We start from the raw sequence: 11,305 nt of genomic DNA, 5'->3' as shown, positions 1-11,305 counted from the left end.
CCGCGCTCGCCGACGCCGTGGCCGCCGACCTGGGGGAGCCCCTGACGAGCCTGCGCGTCGACGGCGGACTGACCCGCTCGGCCCTGCTCATGCAGACCCAGGCGGACCTCCTCCAACTGCCCGTCGAGGTCTCGGCGTTGCCCGACGTCACCGCGCTCGGCGCGGCCGCCGTCGCCCGCATCGGCCTCGACCCCGCCCTCACGATCGCCGAAGCCGTCCCGAAGTGGCGGCCCGCCGCCGTCTACGAACCACGCATCGGCGCGGACCTCGCGGCCGAACGCCTCGCCCGCTTCCGCTCGGCGGTGGCGGCACTCCTGGAACGTACGCCCTGATGGCGGTGGTCAGGCGTGGCGCGCCGCCGGACGTGACGTACGACGTGACCGTCATCGGCGCGGGCGTCGTCGGCTCGGCCGTCGCGCGCGAACTCGCCCGCCACCCCGGGCTTCGCGTCGCCCTCGTCGAGGCCGCCGACGATGTCGGCGCAGGCACCTCGAAGGCGAACACGGCGATCCTGCACACCGGATTCGACGCCGTACCCGGCTCCCTGGAGGCCCGGCTGGTCCGCGAGGGGCAGCGCCTGCTCGCCGCGTACGCCGCCGAGTCCGGGATCCCCGTCGAGCCGGTCGGCGCGCTCCTCGTCGCCTGGGACGCCGAGCAACTGGACGCACTGCCGGGCCTGTTGGCGAAGGCGGAGCGCAACGGCTACGACGCGGCGCGCATCATCGGCCCCGCCGAGGTCCGGGCGCGCGAGCCGCACCTCGGTCCCGGCGCCCTCGGCGCGCTCGACGTCCCCGGCGAGAGCATCATCTGCCCCTGGACCACCACCCTCGCGTACGCCACCCAGGCAGTGCGCGCAGGGGTGGACCTCCTTCTCAACTGCCGTGTGGAGAAGGTCGATCCGACGGGTGACCCGCACCTGCTGACGACGAGCCGCGGCCCCCTGCGGACCCGCCACCTCGTCAACGCCGCCGGTCTGCACGCCGACAGCGTCGACCGGCTGCTCGGCCACGACGACTTCACCGTGACCCCGCGCCGGGGCCAGCTCATCGTCTACGACAAGCTCGCCCGCGACCTGGTGCGGCACATCCTGCTGCCCGTCCCCACGGCGCTCGGCAAGGGCGTCCTGGTGGCCCCGACCGTGTACGGGAACGTCCTCCTCGGGCCCACCGCCGAGGAGTTGGACGACAAGACGGCCACCGGGTCGACGGCCGAGGGCATCGCCGCGCTGCGCGAGAAGGGCCACCGGATCCTCCCCGAGCTGCTCGACGAGGAGGTCACCGCGGTCTACGCGGGACTGCGCGCCGCCACCGAGCACGACGACTACCGCATCAGCGCCCACAAGGAACAGCGCTACGTCACCGTCGGCGGCATCCGCTCCACCGGCCTCACCGCTTCCCTGGCCATCGCCGCCCACGTCACGGAGCTCCTCGCAGGCAACGGCCTGGAGCTCGCAGGACCTCGCGAGCTGGCGGCGGTCGCCATGCCGAACCTCGGCGAGGCCTTCCCGCGCCCCTACCAGCGGGCCGATCTCATCGCGGCAGACCCGGCTTACGGTGCCGTCGTCTGCCACTGCGAGCGCGTGACGCGCGGCGAGATCCGCGATGCCCTCGCGGCCACGATCCCGCCCGGCTCCCCGGACGGCCTGCGGCGCCGCACCCGGGCGCGGAGCGGACGCTGCCAGGGCTTCTACTGCGGTGCCGAGGTGCGGGAACTCTACGAACGGGGTGTGGAAATGGGTACCGGATGAGGCGGGAGCGCATCGTCGACGTGCTGGTCGTCGGCGCGGGGCCCGCGGGCCTCGCCACGGCGGCCGGGCTCGCCGCGTCGGGCGTCGGCGAGGTCGAGGTGGTGGACCGGGAGCGGCAGGCGGGCGGCATTCCGCGGCACTGTCTGCACGGCGGCTTCGGGCGCCTCGGGATGACGGGGCCGCAGTACGCGGAGCGCTGCGTGGCCGCGGCCGTCGGCACCGGCGCAGTGCTGCGGACCGGCGTCAGCGTGACCGCGTGGTCGGCGCCGCTCACCGTGGACACCACGAGCCCGCGCGGCCTGGAGCGCATCACCGCCCGCGCCGTCGTCCTCGCCACCGGGGCCCGCGAACGGCCGCGCGCCGCCCGCCTGGTGCCCGGCACCCGGCCCGCGGGGGTGTACACCACGGGCGAGCTCCAGCAGGCCGCCGACCTGTACCGGCAGCGGATCGGGACGCGCGCCGTCGTGGTCGGCGCGGAACCGGTGAGCTTCACCGCCCTGGACACCCTGCGGCGCGCCGGGGTCGCCGTCGCCGCGCTGGTCACCGAGCACCCGCGGCACCAGGCGCGGCCGGCCCGTGCCCTCGACGCGCGGCTGCGGCACGGCGTACCCCTGCTCACCGACGCCACCGTGGTCGAACTCCGCGGCCGCGGTCGGCTGTCCGGCGTCGGGCTCCGGCACCGGGACGGCAGGACGGCCCACGTCGCCTGCGACACCGTCGTCTTCACCGGGGACTTCGTCCCCGACCACGAACTGGCCCGGCGCGCGGGGCTGTTGCTGGACCCCGGCACGCGCGGTCCCGCGGTCGACGGCGCCTTCCGCACGGACGGGCGCGGCGTCTTCGCGGTGGGCAACGTGCTGCACGCGGCCGAACCGGCACGCGCGGTGGCGCGCGAGGGAGGGATGGCGGCGGAGGCGGTGCGGCGCTACCTCTCCGACGGCGACTGGCCGTCGGCGGCGGTGCGGCTGCGGGTCGCGGCCCCGCTCGCCTGGATCGCCCCGAACCGTCTGACGCCGGACGAGCCCGCGGCGGGATTCACCCTCCGCACGACCGAGTTCGTCGCGCGTCCCGCGCTGGTGATCACGCAGGACGGCCGCACCCTGCACCGCACCCGCCCGCGCCGCCCGGCTGTCCCGAACCGGCCGTTCCGGGTCTCCGCGGAGTGGACGGCGCGGGTGGACGCCAGGGGCGGCGCGGTGCGGATCGCCCTCGGCTGACGTCGTTCGGCGAAGGGCGCTCGGACGGGGTGCTCAGAGGGAGGCGCCGACCAGCCGGGCGAGGTCGATGAGGCGGTTGGAGTAGCCCCACTCGTTGTCGTACCAGCCGACGACCTTGACCTGGGGTCCGGTGACGCGGGTGAGCCCGGCGTCGAAGACGCACGACGCGGGGTCGGTGACGATGTCGGTGCTGACGATGGGGGCCTCGGTGTAGGACAGCAGGCCCTTGTACGGCCCCGCGGCCGCCGCGGCGTACGCTTCCTTGATCTCCTCGACGGTCGTGGGCCGCCGGGTGGTGACGGTGAGGTCGGTGACCGAGCCGGTGGGGACGGGGACCCGCAGCGCGTACGCGTCGAGGCGGCCGGCCAGTTCGGGCAGGACCAGGCCGATGGCCTTGGCGGCGCCGCTGGAGGTCGGAACGATGTTGAGGCCCGCGGCCCGGGCGCGGCGCAGGTCCTTGTGCGGGGCGTCCTGGAGGTTCTGGTCCTGGGTGTAGGCGTGGACGGTGGTCATCATCCCGGAGTCGATGCCCACGGCGTCGTGCAGCACCTTCGCCAGGACGCCCAGGCAGTTGGTGGTGCAGGAGGCGTTGGAGATGATCGTGTGGCGCTCGGGGTCGTAGGCGTCGTCGTTGGCGCCGAGCACGATCGTGATGTCCTCGCCGCTGGCCGGGGCCGCGATGACGACCTTCTTCGCGCCGCCCTCGACGTGCGCGCGGGCGCGGGCGGCGTCGGTGAAGACGCCCGTCGCCTCGATGACCACGTCCACGCCGAGCTCGCCCCAAGGCAGGCCCGCGGGGTCGTGCTCGGCGAACACCTCGATCCGCCGGTCGTCGACGCGGATCGCCCCCGGTTCGGCGGTGACCCGGCCGGGGAAGCGGCCGAGGACCGAGTCGTAGGCCAGCAGGTGCGCCATGGTCGCCACGTCACCCAGGTCGTTGACGGCGACGATCTCCAGATCGATGTCCCGGGCGAGTGCCGCGCGGAAGACGTTGCGGCCTATTCGGCCGAACCCGTTGATGCCGATACGAACGGTCATGGAACTCTCTCCTAGCGCCGACGAGGCGTGAGTGAGAACAATATAAGCAGCTTACATAAGTACGCGAAGTAAGTTTCGGAGTGGCTGACTGACATGCACGACGACGACCGCGACGACGCCCTCGACGTGGGCGCGCTCACCAGGGCGATCGAAGATTTCAACCGCTTCTACATCCGGCTGCCCGTGCTGGAGAAGCGGCCGTTCACGACCCTGTCGGTGCTGGACACCCTCGCGTTCGGCGGCAGCCCCAGGCGGCTCACCGAGCTGGCGCGGACCGAGCAGGTCAGCCAGCCCGGCATCACCCAGCTGATCACCCGCCTGGAGCGGGACGGCCTGGTGGAGCGCCGCCCGGACCCGTCCGACGGGCGCGCGGTCCTCGTCCACATCACCGAGGAGGGCCGCCGGATCGGCCGTTCCCGTCACGAGGACCGGGCCCGGCACCTGGCCCCGCTCCTCGACCGGCTGACCCCGGGGCAGCGCGAGGCCCTGTCGGCCGCCCTGCCCGTGCTGTCCCGGCTGGCGGAGCTGGGGCGGGGGGAGTCGTAAGGGCGCGAAGGTCCCCCTTCCCTTGGCCCCCGCCTCCCGCATAGACTCCAAAACTAGCAGCGCTAATTTACGTGCTGAGCCACGCAGCGAGACCCGCAGAACCGAAGCACCGTGACCCGCAGAACGATCCGGAGCCGTATCGTGCGCACCGTCCACTTCGCCGCCGCCCGCCGCACCCCCATCGGCAGACTCCGCGGCGCCCTCTCTTCCGTCCGGCCCGACGACCTCGCAGCGGGCGTCGTGAAGGGACTTCTCGCCGACATCCCCCAGCTGGACCCCGCCAGGATCGACGACATCTACTGGGGCGCCGCCAACCAGGCGGGGGAGGACAACCGCAACGTCGCGAGGATGGCCGCCCTCCTCGCGGGGCTCCCCGAGTCCGTGCCCGGCGCCACCGTGAACCGGCTCTGCGCCTCCGGCCTGGAAGCCGTCACGACCGCCGCGCGCACCGTCGCCGCCGGGGAGGCGGACATCGTCCTCGCGGGCGGCTCCGAATCGATGAGCCGCGCCCCCTTCGTGCTGCCCCGCCCCGACGAGGCGCTGCCGCACCGCATGGAGACCGCCGACACCCGCCTCGGCTGGCGCCTCACCAACCCCGGGATGAAGGACCTGCACGGCGTCCTCGCGATGGGCGAGACCGCCGAGGAGGTCGCCGAGCGGCACGGCGTCTCTCGCGAACGCCAGGACACCTTCGCCCTCCGCAGCCACCAGCGCGCGGCCGCCGCCCGCAAGGACGGCCACTTCGACGACGAACTCCTGCCCGTCACGCGGCCGGACGGCGTCGTCGTCGACACCGACGAGTGCGTGCGCGAGGACACCTCGTACGAGAAGCTCAGCGGACTGCGGCCCGTCTTCCGCAAGGACGGCACCGTCACCGCGGGCAACGCGTCACCGATGAACGACGGCGCGGCGGGACTGCTGCTCGTCAGCGAGGAGGCCCTGAACGAGCTCGGCCTCGAATCCCTCGGGCGGTACGCGGCCGGGGCCTCGGCGGGCGTCCACCCCGACGTCATGGGCATCGGCCCCGTCCCCGCCACGCACAAGGTGCTCGCCCGCGTCGGCTGGCACATCGACGACCTCCAGGAGGCCGAGTTCAACGAGGCGTTCGCGGCCCAGGCGCTCGCCTGCGTCGACGCCCTCGGCATCGACCCGGAACTGGTCAACCCGTCCGGCGGGGCCATCGCGCTCGGCCATCCGCTCGGCTGCTCCGGCGCCCGCATCCTCACCACCCTGCTGCACCGGATGCGCCGCACGGGCGCCACGCGCGGCCTCGCCACCATGTGCGTGGGCGTCGGGCAGGGCAGCGCACTCCTGGTCGAGCGAGACTGACGGCGGGCGCCGCGACCGGGGGAAGCGGGTGCGTGCCGCATCCCCTCGCAAGCAGCCGAACCGGCGACGACCCGCCGCCCTCTAGATAGGGGGCGGGCGTCGCGCGCCACCGTAGAGAACAGCCCGATCCACCAAATGTCGCATGTCGAACGCCACATGCCGCCAAGCCGCAAGCCCCTCGGAAACGGAGCCTCCTCCCTCATGGCCACGCTCTCCCTTGCCGCGATCCTCGCCGAGCCCGCCCGCCGCCACCCGGACCGCACCGCCCTCGTCGAGGGAGAACTGCGCCTCACGTTCAAGGAGTTGTGGAGCGAGGCGCGTGCCCAGGGCGCGGCCCTCGCGAAGCTCGGCGTGCGACCGGGGGACCGCGTGGCCCTGATGGCGCCCAACACCGCCGAGTTCCCGAAGGCCTACTACGCCGTCCTCGCCGCGGGCGGCGTCGTCGTCCCCGTCCACCTGCTGCTCTCCGCGGAGGAGGTCGAGCACGTCCTGCGGGACAGCGGCGCCACCCTGCTCCTCTGCCACCCCGCCCAGGCGGCGACGGGCGCGGCGGCCGCCGAGGCGACCGACGTGCGCATGGTGAGGCTCGGCGCCGAGGGCGAGCTGGAGGCCCTGGCGGGCGCCACCGAGCCCCTCACCACGTACGTCACGCGCGACGCCGACGACCCGGCCGTCGTCTTCTACACCAGCGGCACCACGGGCGTCCCCAAGGGCGCCGTGCTCACCCACTTCAACCTGGTGATGAACGCGACCGTCAACGCCTTCGACGCCAACGACATCCGCCCCGACGACACCGCCCTCGGCGCGCTGCCGCTCTTCCACGCCTTCGGCCAGACCGTCTCCATGAACTCGACCTGGCGGGCGGGCGCCACCCTCGTCCTGCTGCCGCGCTTCGACGCCGCGCGGGCCATCGAGCTGATGGTCGAGGAGAACGTCAACACCTTCCACGGCGTCCCCACCATGTACGTGGGCCTGGTGGCCGCGGCCGAGGCCGCCGAGCGGCTGCCCAAGCTGCGGATCTGCATCTCCGGCGGCGCCTCGCTGCCCGTCGCCGTGCTCGAACGCTTCGAGGAGGCCTTCGGCACGCCCGTGTACGAGGGGTACGGGCTCTCCGAGACCTCCCCGACCGCCTCCGTGAACCAGCCCGACTTCGGGACCAAGGCGGGGAGCATCGGCCACCCGCTCTGGGGCGTCGACGTGGAGATCGCCCGCGCCGATGTCGACGACCGCGTCGAACTGCTGCCCACCGGCGAGCTCGGCGAGGTCGTGATCCGCGGCCACAACGTCTTCTCCGGCTACCTCGGGCGCCCCGAGGCGACCGCCGAGGCCCTGGTCGACGGCTGGTTCCGCAGCGGCGACCTCGGGACCAAGGACGCCGACGGCTTCCTCGCCATCGTCGACCGCAAGAAGGACGTCATCATCCGCGGCGGGTTCAACGTCTACCCGCGCGAGGTCGAGGAGGTCCTGATGCGCCACCCGTCCGTCGCCCAGACCGCCGTGATCGGCCTGCCCGACCCGGTGCACGGCGAGGAGATCTGCGCGGTCGTCGTCGCGGCCGCCGACGCCACCCCCGAACTGGCAAAGGCGATCATCGAGTGGTCCAAGGAGCACCTGGGCCGCCACAAGTACCCGCGTCTGGTGGAATTCACCGACGAACTCCCGCTCGGCCCGAGCATGAAGGTGCTCAAGCGGGAACTGCGCGCCCACTACAGCGCGTAACAGCGCCCCCGTCGGACGGGGGCACGGAATGGAGCGGCGTGGGCTGGGACCTCTCGACGGCACAGTTCGCCGCGCTGGCGGTGGCGGCGTTGCTGGTCGGCTTCTCGAAGACGGCCGTCAGCGGGGCCAACACCATCAGCCTCGCGGTGTTCGCGGCCGTGCTGCCCGCCCGCGCGTCCACCGGAGTCCTGCTCCCCATCCTGATCGCGGGCGACGTCCTCGCCGTGCTCACCTACCGCAGACACGCCCACTGGCCCACCCTCTGGCGGCTGTTCCCCGCCGTCGCCGGGGGAGTGGTCGCCGGAACGGTCTTCCTGATGTGGGCCGACGACGCGGTGATGCGTACGTCGATCGGAGCGATCCTCCTGCTCATGGCGGGCGTCACCATCGCGCGCCGCCGCAGGGCGGATGACGCGGAAGGTGCAGGAGGCGCACGGGGAGGGCGCCTCAAAGCGCCGTCCTACGGCGTCCTGGGCGGCTTCACCACGATGGTCGCCAACGCGGGCGGCCCGGTCATGTCGATGTACCTGCTCTCGGCGGGCTTCCGCAAGCTGGGCTTCCTGGGCACGTCAGCGTGGTTCTTCCTCATCGTCAACACGTCCAAGGTGCCGTTCAGCGTGAGCCTCGGACTGATCGACGCCCGTTCGCTGCTCCTGGACGCGGCCCTGGTGCTCTTCGTGGTGCCGGGCGCGATCCTCGGCAAGTACACGGTGAACCGCATCAACCAACGGCTCTTCGAGCAGCTGGTGATCGGCGCGACCGTGCTCGGCGGCCTGCAACTGCTGCTGCGCTGAGCAACGGGCCGCGTACGGACGCCCCTTCAGCGCCCGGAAACCCTGGCACCCGCCGTCTCCGGAGAGAGCCCCTGCTCCAGATCCTCCGCGAGGAGCCGCTTGGCGATGACGTCGACCGCCGCGGCGAGCTCCTTGTCCGCCGGCCGCCCGAGGTCCTTCTGCACTTCCTCGCCCAGCCAGGAGGCCCACGCCCTGGAGATCACCTCCGCCTCGCGCTCCCCGGCGGGCGTGTGCGAGAAGTACGTGCCCGTACGCGTCAGATAGCCCTCCTCGACCATGCGGTCGAAGACGGGCACCAGGACCTCGGGCGGGATCCTGCGCCGGGCGGCGATCAGACCCAGGCTCGCGTGCCCGACCATTCGGGTGAACAGCGAGACCTGCATGACCGCCCAGGCGCCCGCGATGTCCAGCCGGGTGTCGGAATCGCGGATGATCCCGCGCGCGGTGGACATGCCGACGTTGCGAATGATGGCGGCGACGCCCCGCTCCAGCACGTGCCCGGAGTCGCCGCTGGTCGGCTGCGCGAAGCCCTCGCCCATGTCCGGGGCACCCATGCGCGCACTGTCGCGCAGCTCCACCTGCTTGAGGAAGAGCGCCACCAGGAACCCGAGCAGCGCCACCGGAACCGTCCAGAGGAAGACGGTGTGCAGGCTGTCCGCGTAGGCCTTGACGAGGGGCGCGGCCGTGGCGGCCGGCAGCTCGTGCAGCCCTCCGGGGCTCTGTGCCGCCTTGCCGATGGCGGCCGGATCACCGCCGCCCGCCCGCGCGGCCGCGGCGACCCCGTCCTTGAGGTTCGGCGTCAGCGTGTTGGCGTAGATCGTGCCGAACACCGCCGTGCCGAACGAGCTGCCCAGCGTACGGAAGAAGGTGACGCCCGACGTCGCCGTCCCCAGATCCGCGTACGCGACGGTGTTCTGCACGGCGATCGTCAGGACCTGCATGCACAGGCCGATGCCGGTGCCGAGCACGAACATGTACAGCGACTCCAGCCACGTGCTCGTGGCGCTCCCCATCAGCGAGAGCAGATACAGCCCGAGCGCCATGACCAGCGCACCCACGATCGGGAACACCTTGTACGTACCGGTCTTGCTGACGACGTTGCCGCTGAAGACGGACGCGATGAGCAGCCCGACCACCATGGGCAGCGTCCGCACACCGGAGATCGTGGCGGAGTCCCCGTCGACGTACTGCAGATACGTCGGCAGGAACGTCATCGCGCCGAGCATCGCGAAGCCCACGATGAAGCTGAGGATCGAGCAGACCGTGAAGACCGGGTTGCCGAACAGCCGCATCGGCAGCATCGGTTCGGCGGCCCTCGTCTCGACGACGCAGAACAGCGCCAGCGCGACCAGACCGCCGACGAAGAGGCCGATGATCGTCGGCGATCCCCATGCGTACTGGTTGCCGCCCCAACTCGTCGCGAGGATCAGCGCGCTCGCGCCCACCGCGACGAGCGCGATGCCGAGATAGTCGATGACGGGCCGCACCGCCGACTTCACGACGGGAATGGTCCGGGCGGCGGCGAGGACCACGACGATCGCGATGGGCACGTTGACGTAGAACGCCCAGCGCCAGCTGAGGTGATCCGTGAAGAGCCCGCCGAGCAGCGGCCCGATCACGGTGGACACGCCGAAGACGGCGCCGATGGCGCCCTGGTACTTGCCGCGCTCGCGCAGCGGGATCACATCGGCGATCAGCGCCATGGACGTGACCATCAGGCCGCCCGCCCCGATGCCCTGCATCGCCCGCCAGGCGATGAGCAGCGTCATGTTCGTCGACAGGCCGCACAGGAAGGAGCCGGTGATGAAGATGATCGCCGAGACCTGGAAGACGACCTTTCGCCCGAACAGGTCACCGAACTTGCCGACGAGGACCGTGGCGACGGTCTCCGCGAGCAGATACGAGGTGACGACCCACGACATGTGCTCCGCCCCGCCCAGATCCGACACGATCGTCGGCAGTGCGGTGCCGACGATGGTCTGGTCGAGGGCGGCGAGCAGCATGCCCAGCATGATCGTCACGAAGACGACGTTGCGTCGCCGCCGGTCGAGAACGGGCGGCGCCTGGGCCTCGGCGGGCGCGGGCACGGCCGCGGCCGACTGATCGGTGGTGGTCACACGGCCACCCTCACACCGGGGCGGGGGCTGTGCATGTGGGGTGAGGCCGGTTCGGTGACGGCGGGGCAGGCGGCGGGCTGCGTGCCCACCGACCGCCTCCGCCAGGCGCCCCTACCCTCTCCCCACCTACTCCCCTTGCTCGCGCACCCCGCCCCGCAGCCGCGGGGCATGAGCTGCCGCGTCCACCGCGCTCCCCTCACGCTCAAGGACCTCCGCCAATGCCTCCGCCCAAGAGACCAGTTCGGCGACCCCCATCCCGTAGGGCCGATCCTGCCCGGCCCGCGTGCTCCAGCCGGCTACGGCCCCGGCCCCGCGCAACAGCAGCCGCGCCCCGCCCTTGGTGTTGCCGCGGGCCGAGTGCGTGAGGCCGACGGCAAGCTGAGCCAGCCCCTGCCACAGCTCCCGCTCCACCTCGGGCCCCGACTTCCACGCATCCTCGAAGACCTCGTGCGCGTGGAAGGGATGCCCCGCGTCCAGCAGCGCCTGCGCCTCGCTCACGGACTCCTCGGGCGTGCGCACGACACCCTCCGGCTGCCGGGGCACCCCGTCGGAGCCATAGGGCAACGGCCGCCCGAGCCCGTCACGGGGCCGCTGGTTGCGGGCCCGTCCTTCCTCGTCACGGTCCCGCTGACGGCCACTGTCGTACGGTCCAGGTGCAGAGCTCATACGACGATTGTCGCGCCTCCCTGACGGCGGTCACCGCAGGACGGAGCACCCATCCACGTGGGGTAGAGTTCTACCTGTGATCACGCGGAACACACACCGCACAGAGCACACCGGGACGTGGCGCAGCTTGGT

Annotated in this window: 10 protein-coding genes; 7 read left to right on the top strand and 3 right to left on the bottom strand. The window is 72.5% G+C overall.

All coding sequences use genetic code 11. The features are described 5' to 3' along the window. From AOK03_RS09150 to AOK03_RS09140, 3 genes are all read left to right on the top strand, one after another. A partial coding sequence (locus AOK03_RS09150) for an FGGY-family carbohydrate kinase (RefSeq protein WP_244177538.1) occupies window positions 1-332 on the top strand: 332 nt, incomplete at its 5' end. Beyond that, window positions 332-1,747: an FAD-dependent oxidoreductase gene (locus AOK03_RS09145; RefSeq protein WP_055564677.1), complete on the top strand. Its 1,416-nt coding sequence runs from the start codon at window positions 332-334 to the stop codon at window positions 1,745-1,747. The genes AOK03_RS09150 and AOK03_RS09145, both read left to right, overlap by 1 nt. Further along, window positions 1,744-2,964, top strand: coding sequence for an NAD(P)/FAD-dependent oxidoreductase (locus AOK03_RS09140; RefSeq protein WP_055564676.1), 1,221 nt, complete (start codon window positions 1,744-1,746; stop codon window positions 2,962-2,964). Before AOK03_RS09145 ends, AOK03_RS09140 begins: the two co-directional genes overlap by 4 nt. A 33-nt stretch (window positions 2,965-2,997) precedes the next feature. On the opposite strand, the gene gap is transcribed toward AOK03_RS09140, so the two are convergent. Further along, window positions 2,998-4,002 (bottom strand): type I glyceraldehyde-3-phosphate dehydrogenase, encoded by a 1,005-nt coding sequence (gap, locus tag AOK03_RS09135; RefSeq protein WP_055564675.1) that lies wholly within the window; start codon window positions 4,000-4,002, stop codon window positions 2,998-3,000. Window positions 4,003-4,095: 93 nt separating this feature from the next. Here gap and AOK03_RS44840 point away from each other — a divergent pair, with 93 nt between their 5' ends. The 4 genes from AOK03_RS44840 to AOK03_RS09115 all read left to right on the top strand — a co-directional run bounded on the left by AOK03_RS44840 (window position 4,096) and on the right by AOK03_RS09115 (window position 8,390). Next, on the top strand, window positions 4,096-4,548 hold the full coding sequence (locus tag AOK03_RS44840; RefSeq protein ID WP_055564674.1) for a MarR family winged helix-turn-helix transcriptional regulator: 453 nt from the start codon (window positions 4,096-4,098) through the stop codon (window positions 4,546-4,548). 141 nt (window positions 4,549-4,689) lie between these two features. Further along, a complete protein-coding gene (locus AOK03_RS09125) occupies window positions 4,690-5,877 on the top strand; it encodes a thiolase family protein (RefSeq protein WP_055564673.1) in 1,188 nt (395 codons plus the stop codon). A 201-nt stretch (window positions 5,878-6,078) separates the two neighbouring features. Further along, window positions 6,079-7,596 (top strand): long-chain-fatty-acid--CoA ligase, encoded by a 1,518-nt coding sequence (locus AOK03_RS09120; protein ID WP_055564672.1) that lies wholly within the window; start codon window positions 6,079-6,081, stop codon window positions 7,594-7,596. A gap of 38 nt (window positions 7,597-7,634) precedes the next feature. Continuing rightward, window positions 7,635-8,390, top strand: coding sequence for a sulfite exporter TauE/SafE family protein (locus tag AOK03_RS09115; RefSeq protein WP_055564671.1), 756 nt, complete (start codon window positions 7,635-7,637; stop codon window positions 8,388-8,390). 26 nt (window positions 8,391-8,416) lie between these two features. On the opposite strand, the gene AOK03_RS09110 is transcribed toward AOK03_RS09115, so the two are convergent. Both AOK03_RS09110 and AOK03_RS09105 read right to left on the bottom strand, forming a co-directional pair. Continuing rightward, window positions 8,417-10,507: an MDR family MFS transporter gene (locus AOK03_RS09110; RefSeq protein ID WP_055564670.1), complete on the bottom strand. Its 2,091-nt coding sequence runs from the start codon at window positions 10,505-10,507 to the stop codon at window positions 8,417-8,419. A 126-nt stretch (window positions 10,508-10,633) separates the two neighbouring features. Further along, the gene (locus AOK03_RS09105; RefSeq protein ID WP_055564669.1) at window positions 10,634-11,173 is read right to left on the bottom strand and encodes a DUF309 domain-containing protein; all 540 of its coding nucleotides are present in this window, start codon (window positions 11,171-11,173) and stop codon (window positions 10,634-10,636) included. Window positions 11,174-11,305 lie beyond the last annotated feature (132 nt).

The sequence above is a fragment of the Streptomyces atriruber genome (assembly GCF_001418325.1).
Lineage (GTDB): Bacteria > Actinomycetota > Actinomycetes > Streptomycetales > Streptomycetaceae > Streptomyces > Streptomyces atriruber.
This window is presented reverse-complemented; position numbering and strand designations above follow the sequence as displayed.